This is a genomic window from Snodgrassella sp., from assembly GCF_024103505.1.
Lineage (GTDB): Bacteria > Pseudomonadota > Gammaproteobacteria > Burkholderiales > Neisseriaceae > Snodgrassella > Snodgrassella communis.
Genome location: NZ_JAGGIJ010000001.1, coordinates 116,719 through 142,080, shown reverse-complemented (window position 1 = coordinate 142,080; position 25,362 = coordinate 116,719). Strand labels below are relative to the sequence as shown.

Annotated in this window: 20 protein-coding genes and 1 tRNA gene; 8 read left to right on the top strand and 13 right to left on the bottom strand. The window is 41.4% G+C overall.

The genetic code is table 11. The features are described 5' to 3' along the window. Nucleotides 1–18: 18 nt before the first annotated feature. The 3 genes from J6578_RS00660 to J6578_RS00650 form a co-directional block, all read right to left on the bottom strand. Nucleotides 19–1,347, bottom strand: a complete 1,329-nt coding sequence (locus tag J6578_RS00660; RefSeq protein ID WP_287950984.1) for an MFS transporter — start codon at nt 1,345–1,347, stop codon at nt 19–21. A 29-nt stretch (nt 1,348–1,376) separates the two neighbouring features. Then, nucleotides 1,377–1,703, bottom strand: a complete 327-nt coding sequence (locus tag J6578_RS00655) for an HLGFF motif protein (RefSeq protein WP_093090516.1) — start codon at nt 1,701–1,703, stop codon at nt 1,377–1,379. Between the two features lie 821 nt (nt 1,704–2,524). After that, a complete protein-coding gene (locus J6578_RS00650) occupies nt 2,525–4,465 on the bottom strand; it encodes a lytic transglycosylase (protein WP_287953641.1) in 1,941 nt (646 codons plus the stop codon). Between the two features lie 160 nt (nt 4,466–4,625). On the opposite strand from J6578_RS00650, the gene J6578_RS00645 reads away from it, so the two are divergent. Continuing rightward, the gene (locus J6578_RS00645) at nt 4,626–5,330 is read left to right on the top strand and encodes a class I SAM-dependent methyltransferase (protein WP_287953639.1); all 705 of its coding nucleotides are present in this window, start codon (nt 4,626–4,628) and stop codon (nt 5,328–5,330) included. A 72-nt stretch (nt 5,331–5,402) separates the two neighbouring features. Here J6578_RS00645 and J6578_RS00640 read toward each other — a convergent pair whose 3' ends face one another. The 4 genes from J6578_RS00640 to ppsR all read right to left on the bottom strand — a co-directional run bounded on the left by J6578_RS00640 (nt 5,403) and on the right by ppsR (nt 10,078). Beyond that, the gene (locus J6578_RS00640) at nt 5,403–6,791 is read right to left on the bottom strand and encodes an aspartate aminotransferase family protein (protein ID WP_100151073.1); all 1,389 of its coding nucleotides are present in this window, start codon (nt 6,789–6,791) and stop codon (nt 5,403–5,405) included. An 89-nt stretch (nt 6,792–6,880) separates the two neighbouring features. Continuing rightward, nucleotides 6,881–8,215, bottom strand: coding sequence for a glutamine synthetase family protein (locus J6578_RS00635; RefSeq protein WP_287953637.1), 1,335 nt, complete (start codon nt 8,213–8,215; stop codon nt 6,881–6,883). Between the two features lie 8 nt (nt 8,216–8,223). After that, the gene (locus tag J6578_RS00630; protein WP_287953636.1) at nt 8,224–8,994 is read right to left on the bottom strand and encodes a gamma-glutamyl-gamma-aminobutyrate hydrolase family protein; all 771 of its coding nucleotides are present in this window, start codon (nt 8,992–8,994) and stop codon (nt 8,224–8,226) included. Between the two features lie 262 nt (nt 8,995–9,256). Next, nucleotides 9,257–10,078: a posphoenolpyruvate synthetase regulatory kinase/phosphorylase PpsR gene (gene ppsR / locus J6578_RS00625; RefSeq protein WP_287953634.1), complete on the bottom strand. Its 822-nt coding sequence runs from the start codon at nt 10,076–10,078 to the stop codon at nt 9,257–9,259. Between the two features lie 404 nt (nt 10,079–10,482). Between ppsR and ppsA the strand changes: the two genes are divergently transcribed. Then, nucleotides 10,483–12,870, top strand: a complete 2,388-nt coding sequence (gene ppsA / locus J6578_RS00620; protein ID WP_239427786.1) for a phosphoenolpyruvate synthase — start codon at nt 10,483–10,485, stop codon at nt 12,868–12,870. A 453-nt stretch (nt 12,871–13,323) separates the two neighbouring features. On the opposite strand, the gene J6578_RS00615 is transcribed toward ppsA, so the two are convergent. The 3 genes from J6578_RS00615 to gpmI form a co-directional block, all read right to left on the bottom strand. After that, entirely contained in the window at nt 13,324–14,850 is a 1,527-nt protein-coding gene (locus J6578_RS00615; protein WP_287953633.1) for a S41 family peptidase, read from the bottom strand. 142 nt (nt 14,851–14,992) lie between these two features. After that, nucleotides 14,993–16,288: a murein hydrolase activator EnvC family protein gene (locus J6578_RS00610; RefSeq protein ID WP_287953631.1), complete on the bottom strand. Its 1,296-nt coding sequence runs from the start codon at nt 16,286–16,288 to the stop codon at nt 14,993–14,995. Beyond that, a complete protein-coding gene (gene gpmI / locus J6578_RS00605; RefSeq protein WP_287953629.1) occupies nt 16,288–17,811 on the bottom strand; it encodes a 2,3-bisphosphoglycerate-independent phosphoglycerate mutase in 1,524 nt (507 codons plus the stop codon). Before gpmI ends, J6578_RS00610 begins: the two co-directional genes overlap by 1 nt. A 214-nt stretch (nt 17,812–18,025) precedes the next feature. Between gpmI and J6578_RS00600 the strand changes: the two genes are divergently transcribed. The 4 genes from J6578_RS00600 to J6578_RS00585 all read left to right on the top strand — a co-directional run bounded on the left by J6578_RS00600 (nt 18,026) and on the right by J6578_RS00585 (nt 20,409). Continuing rightward, nucleotides 18,026–18,604, top strand: coding sequence for a YqgE/AlgH family protein (locus J6578_RS00600; protein WP_037405581.1), 579 nt, complete (start codon nt 18,026–18,028; stop codon nt 18,602–18,604). A gap of 7 nt (nt 18,605–18,611) precedes the next feature. After that, the gene (ruvX, locus tag J6578_RS00595) at nt 18,612–19,058 is read left to right on the top strand and encodes a Holliday junction resolvase RuvX (protein ID WP_371807115.1); all 447 of its coding nucleotides are present in this window, start codon (nt 18,612–18,614) and stop codon (nt 19,056–19,058) included. Between the two features lie 238 nt (nt 19,059–19,296). Next, nucleotides 19,297–20,211, top strand: a complete 915-nt coding sequence (argB, locus tag J6578_RS00590) for an acetylglutamate kinase (protein WP_037405577.1) — start codon at nt 19,297–19,299, stop codon at nt 20,209–20,211. Between the two features lie 122 nt (nt 20,212–20,333). Next, nucleotides 20,334–20,409 (top strand) — tRNA-Asn (locus J6578_RS00585). 58 nt (nt 20,410–20,467) lie between these two features. On the opposite strand, the gene bamJ is transcribed toward J6578_RS00585, so the two are convergent. Further along, a complete protein-coding gene (bamJ, locus tag J6578_RS00580; RefSeq protein ID WP_287953627.1) occupies nt 20,468–20,989 on the bottom strand; it encodes a BamJ family beta-barrel-assembly machinery protein in 522 nt (173 codons plus the stop codon). A 731-nt stretch (nt 20,990–21,720) separates the two neighbouring features. Between bamJ and rho the strand changes: the two genes are divergently transcribed. After that, nucleotides 21,721–22,983 (top strand): transcription termination factor Rho, encoded by a 1,263-nt coding sequence (rho, locus tag J6578_RS00575; protein ID WP_037405575.1) that lies wholly within the window; start codon nt 21,721–21,723, stop codon nt 22,981–22,983. A 424-nt stretch (nt 22,984–23,407) separates the two neighbouring features. Here the strand turns inward: rho and J6578_RS00570 are convergent, their stop codons facing one another. Further along, nucleotides 23,408–24,145 carry a UDP-2,3-diacylglucosamine diphosphatase gene (locus tag J6578_RS00570; protein ID WP_287953626.1) on the bottom strand — a complete coding sequence of 246 codons (738 nt, stop codon included), beginning with the start codon at nt 24,143–24,145 and terminating at the stop codon, nt 23,408–23,410. 20 nt (nt 24,146–24,165) lie between these two features. Further along, entirely contained in the window at nt 24,166–24,519 is a 354-nt protein-coding gene (locus tag J6578_RS00565) for a Spx/MgsR family RNA polymerase-binding regulatory protein (RefSeq protein WP_037405570.1), read from the bottom strand. A 196-nt stretch (nt 24,520–24,715) separates the two neighbouring features. Between J6578_RS00565 and J6578_RS00560 the strand changes: the two genes are divergently transcribed. Continuing rightward, nucleotides 24,716–25,357 (top strand): SEN1982 family lipoprotein, encoded by a 642-nt coding sequence (locus J6578_RS00560; RefSeq protein ID WP_093090486.1) that lies wholly within the window; start codon nt 24,716–24,718, stop codon nt 25,355–25,357. The last annotated feature ends 5 nt before the right edge of the window (nt 25,358–25,362 follow it).

Below are 25,362 nucleotides of genomic sequence, written 5' to 3'. Positions count from 1 at the left end.
AGCTGTCAAGTAAAGGTTTTAATGTTTGCGTAAAATAAATCTCTTAAAATCAAGGCGCAATTCCGGGCTACGCCATAAGTAGAATAAAATTGGAACATTTCCCAAAGCGACAATAAAATATAGAATATTAATACTGTTAAACAGCCAGATAAGTATTGCACTCAATATTGCTGCACAGACCATAAACAGGCCATTAATAATGTTATTGGCGGCAACTGCATGTGCACGAAATTTGTCGCTGCTGCTTGTTTGAAGCCATGTATACAGGGGGAGGGAGAAGAAACCACCGCAAAAGCCGATACCAATAATGCATAGCATGACTGCCAGACTGTGAGGCCGGCTTAAAAATGTACCGATTCCCCCGATGGGCAGATTATGTTGTGCCTGAGTGACCCAAATCAGCAATAGACCAAAGATAGTGATGCCAAAGGCGCCTAGCATAACCAGACTAAGATGTAACTGATGGCGGCTCAGACGTGCACAGGCAATTGAACCACTACCTATGCCTAATGAAAACAAGGTAAGTATCAAGTTAAATACAGCTTCATTACCACCAAGATTCAGACGGGTAAAAGTAGGTAGCTGGGTGATGTAAACAGAACCCACTAGCCAGAACCATGAAATACCGATTATGGCTATCCAGACGCTTTTCTGCTGATAGGTTTGTTTAAGTAATTGTCTGGTACTGCGCAAAATGTTTGTATCAATGTATTGCTGGGGAATCTGCGCCGGTACACGTGGCATAAACATGCTGGCCAGTTGTCCCAACATGGCTACAAACAGCAGGGTGCCAAACAGCCAGACGGTGTCTGTACCTGCCAAAATAGTACCGAAAATCTGCCCGAGCAGTATTGATAAAAAAGTACCACTTTCGATCAGACTATTGCCATTTAGCAGTTCGTATGATGATAAATACTCGGGCAAAATAGCGTATTTTAAAGGGCCAAACAGGGTGGAATGTGTACCCATCAGAAACAGACACAACATTAATATTGCTACAGAATGCAGCCAGAAACCAAAGCCGGCTACCAGCATAATGCAGATTTCTGTGGCTTTTATCCAGCGTGCCAGTATTGCTTTGTCCAGTTTATTTGATAATTCGCCGGACAGGGCAGAAAACAGAAAATAAGGCAGAATATACAGCAGGGCTCCGGCATTAAGCATCTGGCTGGCCGGTAACCATGAATTGGAGCCTAAACCATAAAAGCTAATCAGCACAAATAATGCGGTTTTAAACAGATTATCGTTGAATGCACCAAAAAACTGAGTACCAAATAGGGGCAGAAATCTTTTGGTACGGGCAAAAGCAAACTGGCTGCCAGACGGCAATATATCAGGAGTAGACATAAATGATCTTGCAAAAAGGTACTGAATGGTTACAGGGTGCCGGTAAGGTCGTTAAGCAGAAAATGCTGACCACACAGACTAAGATATTGTTGTTGTAGACGGCCGATAATATTGTTTTCAGCATCACATAATTGCACATAATCAGATTGTCTGTACCAACTTAGGCTGTCATGCTGGGATAATTGCTGCAATATCTGCCATTGTACAGAGCAGGCTTGAATATCTGCTTCATCCGCCTGAGCTTTAACTGCATAATAACCACTGGCTCCATTGGTATAAGTAGAGTCATCATTGTCCATCAAAACCAGAAAACCAAGATGATGGTTATCTGGGCTATTAATACTAAAATAAAGCATAATAAAAAGTTCTCTGGATATTGAAAAGGACTTAATCAATTTCTGTATCTTACTGTCAGGATTCTAGCAGCTTATAAAAAATTATGTTTGCTAATATTCATCATTCTGCGCGCAGAATATTTATTAGTATTCATTGCAAACTATCATGTGTTAGATAAAGTATCACCAGCAGTATCTTGATAACTATATGAGTTGGCAGCTTAGTCGTATCATTTTAATCGTTATGTTGCTGGGGTAGAGAAACCGGAAAAAGAGCAAAATACTGCGTATACTGTTTGGTTTGCCAGTGTTACAGGTACTGGCTGTATATGATGTGTGCACTATTTATATAAGGCATAGGCGCAATAATTTATTTAGGTGATAGGTAAAGATAATAGTAATTATATTGCTTAAATAATCGCTCAGTGTGGGGTAGTGCTTTCTTTTTAACCTTTCTGTAACACATACATAAAAGACTGAAATATACGAAGTACGGGTGTTCTGGGTGAGGGAAAAGGTGAAAATTTGGAATTCAGCTTTTGTACTTTTTTGCGCGAAAATTGCGTAAGTTTTGAAACCATTTGAGCAGATTATAAATACGATCTGGACAATATCTAAGCTGTTGTTAAAAATCCATTTTGTAGTAAAAATTGCTGGCGTGGTATAAAAGAATTGGCAAGAAGGTGCAAAAGTTGTCGCCATTCTAAATCAGTATGTGTGTATTGGTATGGTTAATGGATCAGAAACTATCTGTGTATTTATTCAGAAAAGAGTTCAACAATAAAACAGGGTTAGTGCGTCATGTACCAACCCCGTTTTTAATAATACTGTTTTGACCAATATTACATATTAGTCAGTTTGATTTTCTGTCCCGGGCGCAATACCTGTTTGCCGTGAACTTTCTGCAATTTGCTCACTGGGATATTCAGCCGCTGGGCAATACTGCTAAGTGTATCTCCTTTTTTAACTGTATACGATACCGGAACAATGTTGCCCTTACCACTGGTATTACTCTTACGAACAGATGCCATTAAGCGTTTGTTGTCACCATTGGTATTGATTTTCAGTACCTGTCCCACCTGTAGATTGTGGCCACGCAGATTATTCGTTGTTACCAGATCGGCAACATTGATATTATAGCGCTGGGCAATGGAGAATAGAGTATCACCTTTATTCACTTTATGAGCGATATTACGGCGGCTGTCGGCAACATTAACTATATTGCGCGCAGTACGTTCAGAACGATTTTCAGCTACACGGGAAACCTGTGCTTCTTCGTGCTCAGCCTGTGCCAGAGCTTTTTGTACCGCAGCGGCAGCAGCAGCTTGTAATTGAGCATCCTGTGCTATTTGCATCAGTGCATCATTATTTTCTGCTGCTGGTGCAGGCAGATCAGTTGGCGTTGGTGTAGTTGCAGCCATTGTTACTGTCTGAGCTGTTGAGTTCTCCGGTACTGATTGTTCGGTTTTAAGCACGGCGGTAGCCACTTTGGCCGTACGGGTAAGGTCTGGCGTCTCCAGATTATCATTAACGACATCGTTTGACTGAGCTACTGCTACATTCTGATGAGTGACGAATGTACTGGGAGGCAGCACTGGCTGTGCCGTAGCAATATTCAGTAATGAGTCGGTATCACTATTGCTGAAAGAATCCAGACTCTGGCTATTTAAAGTGTTTTTGCTGAGTAGCAGGCTACGGCCGGTTGGTACGGTATTACTACTCAGATTATTCAGACGTTTGATTTCTGCACTGCTCATACCAGTCTGAGCGGCTAAATCTGCCACACTGGTAGGTGCAAAAGCTTTAAAGATATTCCAAGACAGCAGGCTGTTTTTATCTGCATTACGGTAATTACGCTCAAATGTGTTTACCGCAGTAATTGGCAGCAGCATTTTGCGGTTTTCTTTCGGAATAAATACCGGACTCTTGAAACTCGGATTAAGCGTTAAAAATTCGGAAGTGGAAATGTTGGCTAAACGGGCAGCAGCATCAATGTCAATCGGCTGGTCGATGGTGATGGCTTCAAAATAGGGTCGGTTTGGCACAGACACCAGATTGATGCCAAATGCCTGTGGGTTTTCGATTATATTACGCACGGCCAGCAATTTAGGCACATAATTACGCGTTTCGTTTGGCATGCGCAGATTTTCATAAGTAGGCTCAATGCCTGCCAGTTGGGCACGCTTTATGGCCTTGCCCACATTGCCTTCACCCCAGTTATAGGCAGCCAATGCCAGCGACCAATCACCAAATAAACTATACAGATATTGCAGATAGGTTAAAGCGGCATCGGTAGCAGCATATACATCATGGCGGCCATCATAAAGGTTGGTTTGTTCCAGTCCATACTGGCGGCCACTACTAGGCATGAATTGCCATAATCCTGATGCACCCACGCGAGACTGAGCCTTGCTGACAAAAGCACTCTCAATAAACGGTAATAAAGCTACTTCAGCCGGCATCTGGCGTTTTTCTGCCTCATTCACTATATGATATAAATATGGCTGACTGCGCAAAATGGTGCGGTTGAAGTAATTGCCGTGGCTTGAATAGTATTGTTCGTGTCTGCGAATGATTTCAGGATTGACTTCAGTCATACGGAAATCCTGACGTATCCGTTCCCAGATATCATGATTGGAATAGGTCTCCCCCTTAAGGGTGGCCGCATTCAGATTCATGATAGATAATCCAATGTCGTTACTGGTGTAAGATTGGGCAAATGAGATAGAGGGAGCTAGTACCAGACTGGTGAGTGCCAGTACCATATGCTTCAATTGAGCCATTCGTATAACCGTAAAATTTGTGCAAAATCATATTAATACTAAAGAGGAAGTTCTTTACGGTCAAGGATAAATCCCTATTTTTACAGTAATGATGTAAATGCAATAAATTTAATCAAACGGCTATGGCGTTGATTTAACAATATACATGATGGTGTAGTGAATGAGTTATCCGCAATTGGAAGGCTGGCTGGCCGAGCATGCTTTTGGTTTGTATCTGAGCAAGCTTGAACAGCAGTTCATACGGCATAAATTATCAGCGTTGCGTTTTGGTACCATTTTGCAATGTAGTTTGTCACAATGGCAGTTTCACGATGTATTTGCCGCAGATTCGCAATACCTTGTACAAAGTGTACAGGCAGACGGAAATGTGGCCGTTATTGCAGACAATACAGCTTTACCTTGGACGAACCAGAGTATAGATACAATAATCTGGCCGCATGGTTTGGATACGATATGCTGCTATGATGCAGCATTGGCGGAAATGATAAGGGTATTGGTACCGGGCGGCCATATCATACTAACTGGGTTGAATGCTCAGGGTTATTGGCGCCTGTTTTATCAGCGCAGCATACATTGCCAGCCAGCTTTAAATCTTTTATCTGCAAGTACAGTGGTTAACAGAATGAAGCGTTATGGTCTGTATCTGGAAGAAGGGCAGTTTATGGGCTACGGTATCCCAGCCTGCTTCGGAACAAACCATAACACTATTGAGTACATGGGTAATCGCTGGTGGCCACATCTGGCCGCAGTATATGGTTTGGTATTGGTTAAGCGGACTGTTTCTCTTACTTTAACTCAACAGCTAGTGAATCCCATGCTGAATCCAGTAACCAATGTGGCTTTAAAAGGCATGGAATGTGATTAGAACTATTAAAATATCATTTTGAACTGACTAAAAGACCTGAATTCACTCAGGTCTTTTAGTTATCTATAGATGTCAGATTGTGTTATCCGTGTTATGGCTCAGCTTTTGATCCATAAGCTCTTCAAATTCACGCATACAGGTAGCGGCAATGGACAACATGGTATCAATTTCCTTTTTGGAAATAATCAGTGGTGGTGCTGCTACTATATGGTCGCCACAGGCGCGGAAAATCAGATTGTTTTTGAAAAAAATATCGCGGCAAAGTAAACCTGTAGTACCAAAATCCTCAAAAAATTCCCGCGTTTCACGGTTTTTTACCAGCGTAAAACCACACATCAGCCCTTCAGTTCGAATATCTGCAACGTATTTAAACTGACTGAATGTTTCCTGCCAGCGTTTACGTAGGTACGGGCCGGTTTTTGTATATACTTTTTCGATAATATTTTTATCAGCCAGTATATTCAGGTTTTCGTACGCCACTGCCGCTGCAACCGGATGTCCGCTATAAGTAAAACCATGATTGAATTCACCACCCGCCAGCAGGCCTTCGGTGACTTTATCATTTACCAGCACGGCACCAATAGGTAAATATCCAGAAGATAGTCCTTTGGCGGTAGTACAGATATCAGGCGTAAAGCCTAGTGTTTGGAAGCCAAACCATTTTCCGGTACGGCCATAGCCGCAGATTACTTCATCAGATACCAGTAAAATATTATATTTTCTGCATATTTCTTCAATTCGAGGCCAGTAACTTGCTGGAGGAATAATCACTCCTCCTGCGCCCTGAATGGGTTCGCCAACAAAAGCAGCGATTTTATCTGCGCCAAGGGATAAGATTTTTTCTTCCAGCCAGTTAGCCGCACGGATACCGAATTCCTCTTCACTCTCATTGTCGTTGGCTAAACCGTAATACCACGGCTGTTCGATATGTACGATATTGGCTATGGGCAAATCACCCTGTTGATGCATACTTTTCATTCCGCCTAAGCTGGCACCACCAATGGTTGAGCCGTGATAGCCATTCCAGCGACCGATAATGATTTTTTTTGATGGTTGTCCTACTGATGCCCAGTAATGACGCACCATACGCATCATGGTATCAATTGATTCAGAACCAGAATTGGTATAAAACACATGATTAAATTCATCCGGAGTAATCTCTATCAGTTTCTCAGATAATTTAATTACGGCCGGATGGCTGGTTTTGAAAAAAGTGTTATAAAACGGTAACACTTCCATTTGTTTCTTGGCAATTTTAGCCAGTTTCTTGCGCCCGTAACCAATGTTCACGCACCATAATCCGGCCATGCCATCAATGATTTCAGTACCGTCACTATCATAGACATAAATACCTTTAGCTTTAACCATCATGCGCACACCATTTTTTTTCAGCTGGCCATTATCCGAAAATGGGTGCAGGTGATGTTTTACCGCATGTTTGGTATCGTTTTTTTTAGTCATATAAAGTACTCCTTTGTTAAATGGTATAAATTGTATGCTGATTTTGTTGCAAATAGTGCAACCGGCAGAAAATCGGCCATGTTTATGATTCAAACATGTAACAGCAGGAATTTACGTTCCCATGGACTGATTACACGAAAGTATTCAGATACTTCCTGTTCTTTGACTGCAATGTACATCTCAACAAAACGCTGTCCCAATAGCTCGTGAATGGGTTCACACTGGCGCATACGTTCTATGGATTCTTCCAGCGTGGTAGGAAATTGATAGGGCAGAGAATATGCATTAGTGCTTAAAGGTGCGCGTGGTTGTAGCTGCTCTTTAATCCCCAGATAACCACAACCCAGCGAACAGGCTATCGCCAGATAAGGATTAACGTCCACTCCGGCCAGCCGGTTTTCAATGCGCCGTCCTTTGGCACTGGCACGAGGAACACGTAAGCCAACCGTACGATTGTCATAACCCCACTCTACATTGGTCGGCGCTGCAGTAAAACGAGTCAGACGTCGAAAAGAATTCACATACGGTGCAAAAAATGGCATGGTCAGAGGCAGATATTTTTGTAAACCGGCAATAAAATGGAAAAATAACTCAGAAGGTGTGCCATCAGCATTGCTGAAAGCATTATTACCGTTTTTAACTTCATTCAAGCTTTGGTGTATATGCATGGCACTGCCCGGTTCGCACTCCATAGGCTTGGCCATAAAAGTGGCATACATTTTGTGATGAAATGCAGACTCCCGTACAGTACGTTTAAACAGAAATACCTGATCAGCTAAATCTAGCGCATTGCCGTGCAGAAAATTAATTTCCATCTGTGCCGCACCAATTTCATGAATCAAGGTGTCTACTTCAAGATTCTGTTCGTGGCAATAATCGTATATTTCTTCAAATAACGGATCAAATTCATTCACGGCATCAACTGCATAGGAGCGGCGGCCGAATTCACTGCGTCCGGTGCGTCCTATTGGTGGCTGTAATGGTACATCTGGGTCAGGGTTGGGTGAAATCAAATAAAATTCCATCTCAGGCGCAACAATCGGCTCCAATCCCATATATTCATACAGTTTCAGTATGCGTTTGAGTACATTGCGTGGTGCGGTTTCTACCGGTAAATTGTCTGGGGAAAAACAGTCAAATATAAGTGATGCTGTGGGTTCCTGTGCCCAGGGAACAAACCGCAAAGTGCTAGGATCTGGTTTTAATTCCATATCTGCATCAGTTTCATCCAGCAGACTGGATTGCGGATATTCGCCTGTAACCGTTTGCAGTAACACTGCTTCAGGTAAACGCATATCCGGTTCAGATATGAATTTGTCTTTGGGAATAATTTTGCCGCGAGCTACACCTGTAATATCTGGCAAGATACATTCCACTTCGGTAATACCATGTTCTTTGAGCCAGTTAAAAATGCCATCATACATAAGTCACCTTAAAATGATTCCTTTTGCTTATACAATTTATATTGCATACATGCTTCACGAAATGCCTTAAAAATAGCGCTAGAAAGCGGTTTTTGCCCATACAACCATTCAGGGTGCCATTGCACCGCATAGCCAAATAAGGGTGCGGCATCAATCCTGAATGCTTCAATTAGGCCATCTGGTGCGGTTGCTTCTATGCTAAGCCCAGGTGCTAAAGTTTTGACTCCTTGCTGGTGTAAAGAATTAACTGCATATTGTTGCTGGCCTGTAGCCAGCCACCTCATTAATAAGCTGTCTGCATGCAAATTGACAACATGAGCATCATCATATTGCACTTCAATTGGTTGGTTAGCTGGTTCGCGATGATCCAGAAAACCGGGGATTTCCTGTAGATGTTGATGAAGTGTGCCGCCAAGAGCGATGTTAATTTCCTGTAAGCCACGGCAAACACCAAGAAGTGGTATACCTATGTCAATAAGTTGGCGGATAAGCGGTAAAATAGTATGGTCGCGAGCAGGATCCTGTAGCGTTCCCTCGCGTATAATAGCTTCGCCATACCATTGTGGATCAATGTTGGAATATGAACCGGGTAGAAAAATACCATCTACCAGTGTCAGTAATCGCTGTAGTACAGTTTGGTCAGCTAAAGCTGGCAGCAAAATTACATCACCAACACAATCCTGCATTGCCCGAATGTATTTTTCGCCCACAGCGTGGAAATTCAACTTACCTATCTGCTTCACGTCACATGGTATTCCAATTACTGGGCGCAATTGCATAAATCAGTCTCAAAGTTTTAATAGTTAAGAGAATTTCTGAACACTGTATTGCATAATCCCATGCCGTTAAAAAAATGGCAAGAATTCTTAAGTTAAAGTACTCAAGCGAAAAAATTTTTGAGTATCAAATATGAAAGCAAATGCCTGCTACACATGAGGCAGAACGGTTTTTGTTTGTCTGAACTGAATACTACACAAAATATGACTGATAATAAAAAAGCCCCAAAATACTCGGGGCAAGAATGCATGGGTTTAAACAACTTCAGAATCGGCGCCGTAACTTCGCTGCCAGAATAATGCTTGCAGCCAGCTCTTCAATAGACATATGCGTCGTATTGGTATAAGGAATGTTGAAACGACGGAACATCTCTTCTGCTATTAAAATTTCACGCCGGCAATTATCACGGCTGGCATAGCGTGAATCAGGGCGCCGCTCAGAACGAATATGATGCAAGCGATCAGCTTCAATAGTCAATCCATATAGTTTTTGCCGGAATGGTTGTAACATTCTGGGTAATTGATTGCTTTCCAGATCTTCAGGAATAAGTGGATAGTTAGCAGCACGGATGCCATATTGTAGAGCCAGATACAGGCAAGTGGGGGTTTTACCGCTACGGGACACGCCCATCAGAATCACATCGGCTTTTTGCAGTTCACGATCGGTAATGCCATCATCGTGATTTAGAGTGAAGTTAATGGCCTCCATACGTTTATCATAACGTTCGGTATCATGCATACCATGAGTACGACCAATCGAGTGGTTTGCCACAGTGGCCAGTTCATCTTCGAGTTCGCCAATAAAAGCATCATAAAAACTCATATGAAAACCGGCACTGGTTTTTATCAGCGTGCGGATATTTTCATCAACAATACTTGAAAAAACCAACGGGCGGGCATCACAAAGTTTTGCAGCTTCATTGATTAAAGCAACAATTTCTTGTGCTTTTGTTTCTGTATCAATAAAAGGGTAGGTAGCACATTTGAATTCAATATTGTCAAACTGATTCAGCAAAGCCAGTCCCATGCTTTCAGCTGTAATTCCTGTGCGGTCGGAAACAAAAAAAACTTGGCGTACTGATTTCATAATATTTACACGATTAAAGTTAAAAAATGCCATAACTAAATGGATGTCCTATTGTAAATGAAATTTACCCCCTGCTCATGTTCTGGTGTTGGTTTTTTTCAATAACAGCTTTGGAGATAAGTAACATTTGATTTGCACTACTCTGGCATATATATGCAGTTGTAATCTAATTTTCAGATAAATTTAAATTGCCAGCAAAGCAATTAAATTAGTATTTTTAACTAAAAATCGAGTTAATAATTAAAATACTTAAACTATCAATAATTTGTAGGTAAAATGTGTTTGACTAAGGCTAAACTATGCTTACAAAGTGCAGGTAAATAGCCAAAAATACATGACATTTTAAACCTGACTAGTTAGAATAGATCGTCTTCAACTTCCCCACTCCACACTGGATAACCATCATGGCCGGTAATAACGTAATCTGGTTTGAAAATTTGCGCATGACTGACGTTGAAAGCGTTGGCGGCAAAAATGCTTCTCTTGGCGAGATGATTTCACAGCTCACCGAAAAAGGTGTGCGTGTTCCCGGTGGCTTTGCTACCACTGCCGAAGCCTATCGCAAATTTCTTGCCTACGAAGGTTTGAGTGAACGAATTAATAACGAACTCAAGGCGCTAGATGTCGATAATGTTGCCGAATTGGCAAGAGTAGGTAAACAAATCCGTCAATGGATTATGGATACCCCATTTCCACCTGAACTGGAATCAGATTTACAGGCTGCATGGGAAAAAATGGTGGCTGATGCCGGTACAGACCAGATTTGTGTCGCTGTGCGCTCTTCTGCTACGGCTGAAGATTTACCAGATGCATCATTTGCAGGCCAGCAAGAAACATTTCTGAATATCAGTGGCTATGATAATGTCAAGGAAGCTATGCATCATGTATTTGCTTCATTGTATAATGACCGAGCCATTTCCTATCGTGTCCACAAGAATTTTGCTCATGATGTAGTAGCTCTTTCGGCTGGTGTACAGCGGATGGTACGTTCTGATAAAGGCGCATCCGGTGTAATGTTCACCATGGATACCGAATCTGGATTTGATCAGGTAGTATTCATTACTTCATCCTATGGATTAGGTGAAACGGTAGTACAGGGCGCAGTCAATCCTGACGAATTTTACGTCCATAAGCCAACTCTTCGTGCAGGCCGTCCGGCCATTCTTCGTAAAACCATGGGCTCAAAACTGATAAAAATGGTTTTCACCGATGCTGCACAGGCTGGTAAATCAGTTCAGACCGTAGATGTTGATCCTGCTGAGCGGAAGAAATTCTCTATCAGCGCTGAAGAAATCACTGAGCTGGCTCAGTATGCGCTGATTATTGAAGAACATTATGGCCGTCCGATGGATATCGAATGGGGACGTGATGGTATCGATGGTAAACTTTATATTCTGCAAGCACGTCCTGAAACAGTAAAATCTCAGGAAAATAGTAGTCGCATACTGCGCCGTTACCAGATTAATGATAAATCTGCCGTTCTGGTTGAAGGGCGTGCCATTGGCCAGAAAGTGGGTCAGGGCAAAGTAAGACTGGTTAAAAGCGTTGATGAAATGGACAAGGTTTTACCAGGTGATGTGCTGGTTACCGATATGACTGATCCGGACTGGGAACCAGTAATGAAACGCGCTTCTGCTATCATTACCAATCGTGGTGGCCGAACCTGTCATGCTGCCATTATTGCTCGTGAACTGGGTATTCCCGCTGTAGTGGGTTGTGGTAATGCCACTTCCGCTTTGCTAGATGGTCAGGAAGTAACAGTATCCTGTGCCGAAGGTGATACAGGCTATGTTTATGAAGGCTTATTGAAAGTTGATGTTAATGAAATACTGCTAGACAATATGCCGGAATCTCCTGCCAAAATCATGATGAACGTAGGTAATCCGGAGCTGGCTTTCAGCTTCGCTGGTTTGCCCGGCTATGGTATTGGTCTGGCTCGCATGGAATTTATTATTAATCGCCAGATTGGTATACATCCTCGCGCTTTACTGGATTTTGACCAGCAGGATGAGCAGATGCAGGCTACCATCACCGATCGTATGGCTGGCTATACCTCTCCAGTAGATTTTTATGTTGATAAAATTGCTGAAGGTGTTGCCACTCTAGCTGCTTCAGTTTATCCGAAAAAAGTGATTGTGCGCATGTCTGACTTCAAGTCAAACGAATACGCCAATCTGATTGGTGGTAATAAATACGAGCCACATGAAGAAAACCCAATGTTGGGTTTCCGTGGTGCAGCACGTTATGTTTCAGATGATTTCAAAGACTGCTTTGCGCTTGAATGTAAAGCGCTAAAATATGTTCGTGATGAAATGGGACTGACTAACGTCGAAATCATGATTCCATTCGTACGCACTCTGAAAGAAGCAGAACATGTGGTGCGAGCTTTGAAAGACAATGGTCTGGAGCGCGGAAAAAATGGTCTGCGGCTAATCATGATGTGCGAATTGCCAAGTAATGCTGTACTGGCTGAACAGTTTCTGAAATACTTCGATGGCTTCTCTATCGGTTCCAACGATATGACTCAGTTAACTCTGGGTGTGGATCGTGATAGTGGCGGTGCGATTGCAGGTACTTTCGATGAACGCGATCCGGCTGTTAAGGTAATGTTTAGTCTGGCAATTCAAGCTTGTCGCAAGTTAAATAAATACATTGGAATTTGTGGACAAGGGCCATCTGACCATGCTGATTTTGCCAAATGGTTGATTGAAGAAGGAATTGAAACTATTTCTCTCAATCCTGATACTGTGATTGAAACTTGGTTGTATCTGGCAAAAGAATTGAAAAAATAATTTTTTCAATTAATTATAATAAAGGTCGCTATTTTAATGGCGGCCTTTATTTTATAAATATATGAATGCATTGATTTTACTCATTTAGCTTTTCAAACAGCTGAAATATAGTCTGGAATTAATTAGCCAATTTGATATTAGTCCTTTCTGATACATACAATCTAAATCTTATAATGCTAATTAGATGCTTTGCAGTATATGATATAGGGTAATAGAATTTTAGAAATGTAATGATTTAGCCAATGAAAATGAAGGCTGCAATATTACTTGTATGGTGGAGCAGAGGATCTTATTGTGTATTCAGAATAAATCTTATTTAATTTGTTGAAATTTTTTCTGTATAAGTTATATGGCTGATAACTGTTTGTAACGAATTTTGGTTATGAAATATTGGAAGCGTATACTGTAATAAAAAAACAGATAGCAAAGCTATCTGTTTTTTTAGATGGTGGCTTATTTCTTATCTTTTTTATCGGTGGCTTTGGCTGGTTTTTTGGCCGCAAGTCCTAACGATTGATTCCATTTAACTGGGTCTTTTACCAAATCAAGAGCCGTTTTTAATTGCTCATCTTTAGCTGGGTTGGGCTCGCGTCGAGCAAGCCAATCATCCTCATCTTTTTTCTTGTTATTTTTTGGCGTACTAGCTTTAGTGTCCTTGGTACTGGCTTTATCAGCATTATCATCCATATTATGAATGGCAGGTTCGCTGGCGGTAGTCGGCTGAGTAGTTTTTTTCTGACCACTTAACAGTTCACCATTAACTTCCTTGCCACCCAATGGATTGCTTAGATGCCCACCCAAATCAGCCTCACGGCTTTCAAATTTGCGGTTCTTATCTTTCACTTCAACATCAGGTACGATGCCTTGTGCCTGTATAGAACGGTCATTAGGAGTGTAATATAAAGCTGTAGTTAGTTTAACAGCACCACCATTGGATAATGGAATAACTGTTTGCACAGAACCTTTACCAAAACTCTGTGTACCTACAATCACAGCACGCTTGTAATCCTGTAATGCACCAGAAACGATTTCTGAAGCAGAAGCAGTACCCGAATTTACTAAAACTGTGATTGGGATAGTCTTCATTTCATCAGATATATTAATTAGTGGATCACTGCCTTTTACGACATAATCCTTTGGAATTGCTTTTAAGACCATTCCTTCTTTTTTATCTCGGTTTTTGGTGCTGACTACCTTTACTCCGGGTTTCAAGAAAACTGCGGATACACCAACAGCACTATTTAATAAACCGCCTGGATCATCTCGTAAATCCAGTACTAAACCTTTAAGTGGCTGTTTGTTTTGCTGTTCCAGATTTTTAATGGCATCCGCCAGTAAGCTTACTGTATGTTCTTGGAATTGAGTAATGCGCACATAGCCATAATCCGGTTCCAGTAGTTTATAGCGCACACTTTTAACTTTGATGATTGCCCTTGTTAGGTGTACCACTATAGGCTGGGTCTCATCTTTGCGTGCTAGTGTAAGCGTAATGCTGGTTCCTGGTTTACCACGCATTTTTTTCACGGCTTCAGTTGCTGTCATGTTGCGGGTAGACTCATTGTTGATTTTAACAATGTAATCTCCGCTTTTAATACCAGCGCGATCAGCCGGTGTGTCCTCAATTGGCGCCACAATTTTAATCAGCCCGTCTTCTGAACTGATTTCCATACCTAAACCACCAAATTCACCAGTGGTGCTTTCCTGTAAGTCAGTATAATCTTTACCTGTTAGGTATTCTGAGTGTGGGTCAAGGTTATTGACCATACCTTTCATTGCACCTTCCAGAATCGCATCATCGGTTTTATTCTCGACATAATTGGCTTTAATCTGTCCATATACTTCAGCCATTGTATGCAGCGATCTTACTGGTAAAGCCTCAGACTTTTCATTGGCATAACCCTGTATACTCAGCGTAAGAATCATGCCACTGAAAGCACCTAAGGTATATAAAGCAGCTTTTTTTAATCTAGATTTAGCCATTATTTCTGTAGTTCTTTCTGATAACGACGATAATTCAGGGGATAAATGTCCTGCCTGTAACAGGAATTCACAAAAATTCTAAACCGGGCAAAGTGTACACTATAAAGTTACCTGAGGTAATAGAATAATGCCATAATGAGTTTTAGCGTAACCATGATAATGGGTTCATTGCCTGATTATGGTAACGAATTTCAAAATATAATCCATTTTGACCATCTGGTAAATGACCACTGATACCAATGTTTTGACTAGCTCCAACCTTGTTGCCGGTTGAGACGCTGATTGAAGACAAGCCTGTATAAATGCTGATATAGCCTTCGCCATGATCAATAATAACAGTATTGCCATAGCCCTGTAAAAAGGCCGCATAGGCGACAGTACCGCTGGCAATACTATGCACTAAGACATGGTTGCAGGCAAAAAACTGACCTTTCCAGATACCGCCACCGGGTCTGCTTTCTCCAAATTTTCCGGCGATAGTGCCGTTAACAGGCCGTGGCAGACGCCCTTGTTTTTGAGCTAGCCCTTTAACTATCGGTGTCTGGATACCTTCTGTAGCCTGTAATGCCATGTCTTCTGCGGTTAAAGTAGAGAGTAGTTTGGCGTTGTCTGGATTAATATTGTTATTGGTGGTTGTATGTGCCTGAGCTGAAGTTTTAGATTTATCAGGATTGTCTTTGCTGGATTTGGCAGGAGTGTGTGCCAGTCGGCGCATGGTTGCCTGCGCAGACAGGCGGCTTAACAGTTTATTCAATCGTTTTTCATCAGCCTTTAATGATTGCAGCTGTTTATGTTGTGCTGATAACTGCTGGTTGATAACGCTGTATTTATTTAACTGGTTTGCATGTTGAGCATGCAGTTTGTTAATAATCTGCTGTTGCTGTTGCCGTAATGCGGCTAGCTGTTTTTGTTGGGTATTTACTGCCTGTTGCTGGGCATTCATACGCAACTGCTGTTTGCGTAGACGTTGAATAACCTTTTCATTCGCTTCATTCAGATAACGAATGTATTGCAAAGATCGACCTTTCTGATCAGAAGAGTCTTTTTTAAGCATTAAATACACACTGTTGGGTTGACGGTTGCGATAATGTGCATTAAGCAGACGTGCTATCTGGGTCTGTGTTTCTGTAATCTGAGTACGGGTTTTATCCAGATTAGTTTGCAGTATCTGCAATTGCCGCATGCTGGCTCGTTGCTGCTGCTGGATACGGCTAAGTTCATTCTTAGCACGCTCCAGCTGTTGACCTGTTGCAGCCATCGAAGCATCAATTTTTTTCTGCTCAACGGTGGTTTTTGTAATCTGATTCTGGGTTACTGATATGGCCTGATGTACCTGTCTCAGCTTACCAGTTGGCTGTATCTTTTGATTATTGGCAGCCATGACCACAGAAGTAACAATGCTGTAACAGATCAGGTAAAGGCTGAGTAGAGATTTCATTATTTATCTACAAATTCAATCAGGTTTTGCCCAGTCATTTCTGCTGGGGGTGTCAGTCCCAGAGCAGTTAATAATGACGGAGCCACATCTTTCAGTGCACCACCGGTGTGAATGATTGCTTTACGGCCAATATAGATAAACGGTACTGGCTCAATTGTATGCTGAGTATGTGGCTGCTGATTATGCTCATCATACATATGTTCACAGTTACCATGATCAGCGGTGATGATAACTTCTCCGCCGACGGCCAGTGCTGTATCAACCACACGAGCTACACAGCTATCCAGCGTTTCGACGGCTCTAATGGCTGCATCAAGTGAACCTGTATGACCAACCATGTCACCATTGGCAAAATTACAGATAATAACGTCATGGCGATGATGTTGCAGGCTGTCAATAATCTGCTCGGTAATGCCAATGGCGCTCATTTCTGGTTGCAAATCATATGTGGTGACTTTGGGCGAAGGTATCATAATCCGTTCTTCACCAATATATGGTTCTTCTCTTCCACCACTGAAAAAATAGGTTACATGCGGGTATTTTTCAGTTTCTGCTATGCGTAACTGTCTAAGTCCCTGTGTTGCCAGAAATTCGCCCAGACCGTTAGTTACCGTCTGGCGCTCGAACATCGCAGGATGGGTAAATTGTGTGCCATAAGCAGTAATGCTGGCAAAATATCCGGGCTGTATATGATACTTACGCTCAAAACCGGAAAAATTGCTAAAGGTGAGTGCCTGAGTTAATTCACGCGCACGATCAGCACGGAAATTAAGAAATAAAATGGCATCACCATCGGTTAGGCCAACTTTTGGGCTGATAACTGTGGGTTTGATAAATTCATCTTGTTCGCCACGCGCATAGGCTGCTTCCAGCGCCGCTGTGGGTGATGCAGCCTGATAGGGGGCATCACCAAACAATGCGTTGTATGCAGCCTCTATTCTATCCCAGCGGTTATCCCTATCCATGGCAAAAAAGCGTCCAACTACTGCTCCACATAAAACTTGCGGATGCTGCTGCATATAATGTTCCAGACGCTGTAGATAAGGATGTGCACTTTGAGGCGGAGTGTCACGGCCATCCAGAAATGGATGAATAACAATTTTTTGCATGCCTGCGGCTATTGCCGCGTCCATTACTGCAAAAAAATGCTCTATATGACTATGTACACCACCATCAGAAAACAGTCCTAACAAATGGACTGTGCGATTGGGATTCTTCCATGCCTGTTGCAATACAGAATTGTGTTCAAGGGTATGGTCTTCAATTGCCATATCGATACGGGTAATATCCTGTGGCACAATCCGTCCGGCTCCGATATTTAGATGGCCTACTTCGGAATTGCCAAACTGGCCGATAGGTAATCCAACCATACGTTCGGAAGCATCAATAGTGCCATAAGCATAATGCTGACGATAATTATCTATATGTGGTGTATGTGCTAGTAAAATAGCGTTGTCATCACCATCGGCGCGATGGCCGAAACCATCCAGAATTAAAAGAACAATAGGTTTGATTAATGACACAGTTGGCCTTTCTGTGATGGAGTGTGGCTGCTTTGAATATAGCCTACCAGCAATATCAGTAGATATACGGTTTTAGTACCGGATAAAATAATCTTGTTTAGAGTAAGATAGGATTATAGCGAAAAGCACTGGCTTGAGAAACAACCAGACAGACCCAATTTAACAATAAATTAATTCTGTATAGTCTGATATCATTTTCATGGAATAGCACAATATGGCTGCACAACAAGGCACTCCTTCAAGTTTTTCTCTGGCCAATCACTTTCTCATAGCCATGCCGGCGATGGAAGACCCGTTTTTTAAAGAAAGCGTGATTTATCTGTGTGAACATAGTGCAGACGGTGCAATGGGCATTATTGTAAACAAACCATCTCCAATTATGATGGATTTGCTGTTTGATTCAGCCAAGACACCAACTCCTGAGCGTTTTCATGGACAAAACGTATTGATGGGCGGACCGGTTCAGGTAGACCGTGGCTTTTTGGTACATACTCCTGCCGGATCATGGGAAAGTAGTTTAATGGTTACTGATGATATTGCTATCACTACATCACGCGATATTATTATGGGTCTTACGCAGGAAAATGAAGTAAATAAAGCTGTCGCCACTATTGGCTATTCTAGCTGGTCTGCTGGCCAGCTAGAGCAGGAACTGGCGAATAATAGCTGGATTTCAACGCCTGCTGATATGCAGATTCTGTTTGATATGCCTTATAAACAACGTTATAAAGCAGCCTTGCAGCTATTAAATATTGATATTACTAATCTGAGTGGATTGGTAGGACATGCCTGAGACAATTATTCCTCCTATTCAGTATGGTACTGTTCTTGGCTTTGATTTTGGTACCACACGAATTGGTGTGGCAGTCGGTGAAGCGGAGCTGGCCACAGCACATCCACTGGAGACTATTACAGTTGTCAGCAATGAACAATGTTTCAGCCGTATTGCAGCACTAATTAAAGAATGGCAGCCTCAAGTACTGGTTGTTGGTTTACCTACTCATGCCGATGGCGCAGCTGATGAGGCAACTTCTTTATGCCGTCGATTCGGTAACCGGCTACATGGGCGCTTTCATTTACCCGTATATTGGGTTGATGAGCGCTGGACTTCAGCCGTGGCCGACAGCTTGTTAAGTGAGGCAGGCGTATTTGGCAGAAAGCGCAAACAGGTATTGGATCAGGTAGCAGCGCAGGCTATTCTGACTACTTTTTTTAGTGCCGGAGCCAGCCAAGCACGACTGGATTAATTAATTTTAGTTGAGCTGTTTTCCAGATAGTTCACTTATTTTCAATGTACGTTTGTCTGTAGTCTGTTCTACTTTTATTCTATGATAGGTAAAACCAGCCTATCATTTTGCCTTCTTGGGATATTACGATTATCCGAAATCATTTTCTTATGACAAAATAGGGTTTTATTTTATCTGAACCGGCGATAAACTTAATTTCATTAAGCAGAGAAATGATTCACCTATACTAGGAGAAATGATGAATACAGACTGTACTATCAACCTTAATACTATTGAAGCCAAAACTAAAGCCAATATTCTCGCTGAGGCATTGCCGTATATTCGTCGCTTTTCCGGCGTTACTATGGTAATTAAATATGGCGGCAATGCAATGACTGATCCGCAATTGAAGGAAAGTTTTGCTAAGGATGTGGTGCTGCTTAAGCTAGTAGGGATTCATCCGGTTATTGTACATGGCGGTGGCCCACAGATTAATGAATTGTTACAGAGAGTAGGTAAGAAAAATCACTTTATTCAAGGTATGCGGGTAACAGATAGTGAAACCATGGATATTGTGGAAATGGTACTGGGGGGCTGTGTTAATAAGGAAATTACTTCTCTACTGAATCAACATGGTGGCCATGCAGTGGGAATTACTGGTCGTGACAATCATTTTATTAAAGCAAAGAAAATGTTTGTGGCAACACCTGAAAATGCACAGCAGGATATCGGACAGGTTGGCGAGGTTGAGGCGATTGATACAGCCCTGATTAAAAAAATGGTAGAGCATGGCTATATTCCTGTTGTTGCGCCTATTGGTGTAGGCGAGCAGGGTGAAGCTTTTAATATTAATGCTGATGTAGTAGCCGGTAAGCTGGCAGAAAGTTTGGAAGCAGAGAAGCTGATTATGCTTACCAATACTGTTGGTGTGCTTGATAAAAACAATCAGTTACTTACCCGCTTAACTCCTGCTGATATCCATGCTTTAATCGCCGATGGCACTTTGCAAAATGGTATGTTGCCTAAAATCAATGCTACATTGCAAGCCGCTATGCATGGCGTGCACAATATTCATATTATTGATGGGCGCGTCCCCCATGCTTTGTTGCTGGAAATATTTACTGATAAAGGGGTTGGTACGATGATTCTTGGCCGGGATGAACAGGCGGAATAATCTGATTTGATCTGCTTGGTGGTATTTAATTATCGTGAAATTAAAGATTTAATAAAATTTTAGTATCAAATGCGTTTAAAAAGCTTGACAGTAAAATTACAAACGCTATAATTTCGCCTCATTCCCTGATAGCTCAGTCGGTAGAGCGACGGACTGTTAATCCGCAGGTCCCAGGTTCGAGCCCTGGTCGGGGAGCCAGATTAAAAAAGCACTCAAATGTTTGAGTGCTTTTCTCATTGCTGATTCCACTAATTGATTACATACCAACTTTAATTAGTTTTACATCAAAGATTAATACGCTGTTAGCCGGAATGGCACTAGTCGGACTTTGATCACCATAGGCCAGATTTGCCGGAATGTAGAAGGTAAAGTCACTGCCTTCAGACATTAATTGCAGACCTTCAGTCCAGCCCGGTATTACGCCATTAAGTGGGAATGTGGCTGGTTTATTATTCCGTTGTGCGGTGCTATCAAATACGGTGCCATCAATTAAGCGACCTTCGTACTGGACGGTAACCATATCTGTAGCCTGAGGTTTCTTACCTGAACCTGCATGATTAATTTTGTATTGCAAACCTGTAGCAGTGGTTTTTACGCCTGTTGCCGTTTTATTTTTGGCCAGAAACTCATCTCCTGCCACCTGTGGGTTTGTGGCAGCCGATTTGGTAACAGCTACCGGCTCACTGCCGGTATTTTTATAATTGTTATCAGTGGAATTACAGGCCGATATAGCCAGCAAAGTAGTGATTCCTATAATAGTGAAAGACCAGCGTTTCATAATTTCTCTCTTAATATTGGAAGAAGAGTAATTATAGCAGCCTCAGGAAAAATAAATTTCTGTTCTGTACAAAAGAGTATCTGTTTTAAGCATTCAGCTCTACATGGAATGGGTACATCTGGTTAATAAGAGATATTACTTAGAGTAAGGTTGAATGAAATGCCATAAAACGAATTTTGCAAAAACTGATAATGGTAATTTGTTTGGACAGTTCGAATCGGCTATAGCTGTTGTCTTTCTGATACCTTTAGTTTTAATTTACACTTAAACACTAAATTTAAAAATAAGGTAAGTTAAAGCACTGAATAACAGTATAAGCTTAAAAATAAACGGCTAATATAACAATATACAATTTATATTAACCAGAATTATAGATTTGCTGGGCTGTTTATGTGGTCTGATAAGAAAATTAGTTATGCCAATTTTATTGAACAGTAATTTTGGATGTCAGATTTGTATTTTACAGGTATGCTTGTTGCCAGTGTTATTTGAATGTTGATAATAACTTGACACTATCAGACACGCAGAATAGAATTAGATCTTATAAGAAGAGGTCAATTCTAAATCTTTTTAATGTCAATTGTGGCAGGTTTAAATCAAATCGACATTCAATAAAAACCTTACTATTCTTTTACATTTCTTATGTATATAAGAATCGGTGACCTAAATTATTTTGAGTCTGTCGACTCATTTTATCTTAAATTCTAATAAATAAGTTCATTTATATCTTTATGCACGTTTCTGAATTACAAAACCAACATGTGTCTGAACTATTGGGCATAGCTGAGGAGTTTGGCATTGAAAACGCCAATCGTTTACGTAAACAAGATCTTGTTTTTGCGATTGTACGAATCAAAATGAAGCAGGGAGAGGCGTTTACCTGTTCTGGTACGCTGGAAATTCTTCCTGATGGCTTTGGTTTTCTGCGTAGTATGGATACATCGTATCTGGCCGGTCCAGATGATATCTATGTCAGCCCAAGCCAGATTCGTCGCTTCAATCTGCATACTGGTGATACGATTGAAGGCAGTGTACGTGTGCCTAAGGATAACGAACGTTATTTTGCACTAGTACGCCTTGATAAAATCAACGGTGATAACCCGGATGTGTGCAAACATAAAATTCTGTTTGAAAACCTGACACCGTTATTTCCAGATCGCCAGTTTGTGCTAGAGCGGGATATTCGATCTGGCGAAAATCTTACTGGCCGCGCCATTGATTTGATTGCTCCGATTGGTTTTGGTCAGCGTGCATTACTAGTGGCTCCGCCAAAATCCGGTAAAACAGTAATGTTGCAAAACATCGCCCATGCAATTACCGCTAATTATCCTAATGCAGAATTGCTTGTACTGTTGATTGATGAACGTCCGGAAGAAGTAACCGAAATGACTCGCTCAGTGCGTGGTGAAGTAGTTTCTTCTACCTTTGATGAACCAGCTACCCGCCATGTACAAGTAGCAGAAATGGTGATGGAAAAGGCCAAGCGTTTGGTTGAACATAAAAAGGATGTCATCATTCTGCTGGATTCAATTACTCGTCTGGCGCGTGCTTATAATACCGTTATTCCTGCTTCTGGCAAGATTCTTACCGGTGGTATTGATGCCAATGCTCTGCATCGACCCAAACGGTTTTTTGGTGCTGCCCGTAATGTGGAAGAAGGTGGTTCATTAACCATCATCGCTACAGCTCTGGTTGAAACTGGTAGCCGTATGGATGACGTGATTTATGAAGAATTCAAGGGCACGGGTAATATGGAATTGCATCTGGATCGACGTATGGCTGAAAAACGTCTGTTTCCGGCAATCAATATTAATCGTTCTGGTACACGTCGTGAAGAATTGCTGGTTTCCAATGACCATCTGCAAAAAATGTGGCTGCTGCGTAAATTCCTGCATCCGATGGATGATATTGAAGCAATGGAATTTATTATTGATAAATTGAAGCAGTCTAAAAATAATGCAGATTTTTTTGATTTGATGCGTGGCAGCAAGTAGACAGTTTCCAGTTCATATAAACCGTGTTTAGTTCTATAAACACGGTTTTTTTAAACCATTGCTACTAAAATCTGATTATGTTCTAGCTTTACAGTTTTGGTAAGTTTGCAAAATTTACTACTGAATAGCGGTGTATACAAATACTAAATATTCCAGCCATAATTTGAGCGCAATTAATACTGTATGTATTGATCAATAGTACAAATAAAAATGGTTGAGAAGTAATAATAGTGCCATACGGATTTTGTATAACGGTAATGTTGCAAAACATTGTCCGTGCAACGACTGCTATTATCCAGATGCAGAATGGCTTGTCCTGCTGATCGATGAGTGTCGGGACGAAGTAACTGATATGTAAAGATTTTCCGAAATAATATATTGGTTATAGTACTGACTACATTATTACCACAACCAATATATTTGTTTAGCGTTTCAGATCGTGTACGTGTACGCCTTCTGCGTCAATAGCCAGGTAGCCACCGTAGTTTTCAGCCCAGTCCTGTATGACATAACGCTTGAAAGGCTGATTGTTTAACTGTGACTCATGCACTGCCGGACGGTGTGTATGGCCGTGAATCAGTGTAGGTAGCGAGGACTGAGCATAGTTAGCCATTAATGATTGAATGGCATTTTCAGTCACGTCGGAAATTTCACTCTTGCCTTCATTATTTTTGCGTGTTTCACTCATTTGTCGGATTTGTCCAGCCAGCAGACGCCGTTCTGCGATGGGTTTACTCAGTACTGCCATTTGCCATAGCGGATTGCGGGACTGGGTACGAAATTGCTGATAGGCCACATCATCAGTACATAATTCATCACCATGCATGATTATATAATCATGACCATAGAGATTTATCAGCTTCGGTGCTGTCAATAGCTTAATACCACTTTCAGCTGCAAATTGTTCGCCCAGCAAAAAATCGCGATTACCATGAATAAAATATACTGGGGTGTTAGCTGTGAAGTTTTTTAGCTGAGTTTTGATGAGCTGAATAAATTCGCTGTTGTCATCATCACCAATCCAGACATCAAAAAAATCGCCCAGTATATATAAAGCATCAATATTATTTTGCCATTGTTGCAGGCAGTGCTGAAATAATTCTGTTAATGGCTGCGTCTGTTCAGACAGATGTAAATCAGAGATAAAGATAGTGGTGTTCATTGTTTGTATTTCTGGAAATGTCAGGCTAAAAATTCAGTATACTGTTGTGCATCAAAACCAACCAGTACGCGTTGATTGTTTACTAGTACGGGTCGCTTAATTACAGAAGGCTGATTCATCATTAGGTTAATTGCTGCTTCATTACTGCTTAGGGCATTCTGCTGTTCATCGGCACTTAATTTGCGCCATGTGGTACCTTTACGATTAATCAGTGTTTCTTTAGGAATTTGCGTAAGCCAGTGTTGAAGGTCTGTGATTGTAGGTGGTATTTTTTTGAAGTCGATAAATTCAGCGCTGATATGCTGCTCTATTAGCCACTGGCGCGCTTTTTTTACTGTATTACATTGGCTGATACCATAAATTCGGATACTCATGTATGAAAACCTGTATGTTCAGTTAGGTTAGTATTATACCGGTTTGTTCATGCTAGCTTAAGTGTTGGTTTTATGCTTGATTGGCTGTTCAATATTGTGTTAGCAAGCTTCTGTTATGCCGGCTGCGTTGCTAATCTGACATATTGGCAGTATGCTTTAATCAGTCCAGTTTTTATTTTTGATGAGGAAGGCCGGAATGAAGAAGATTAGTATACTTGCTGTGAGCCTGTTGCTGGCAGCCTGTGGTGGTAAGCAGGAGGCGAGTAAAAATAATTTTACAGAAGCGATTAATGAATTTGCCAAGAACGACAAGGTTTGTATGGCCGTTAATCTGGTGCTGGATAATGCTCAGGGAAGCATGAGTAATATGGTTACTCTTGGCAGTAAAGAAATTCGCATTGCCAAAAAAAATAGTGATGGTGACAAAATTAATAAAACTGCTTTGAAACAGATGGAAATTCTTACAGATGCAGATTTATATGAAAAAGGTAAAGATACTACTCTGACAGTGGATGGTAAACCTGATATTGCGCAGGCTGTATACTATCGTACCGCTAAAGGTGAAGCCAATATGCTGAATAATGCACAGGGAAGCCTGTTATGTCTCGGTACACAAAAAGTCGATAAAATTGTGCTCTTTACTGAACCGACACCGGCAAATGGTGTAACCATTACCAAGGTAGTCTATGATGCGAAATTTGTACCAGAAAAATGGGCGGAACATCTACTCAAAACGACAGATGAAAACTGGTGGAAAACTTTACAGGAGCCTCAACGTCGTACTGCTATTTTAGTTTTAACAGATAAAGGTTGGAAAGACGAGCGCGTACTGCATTAAATTAA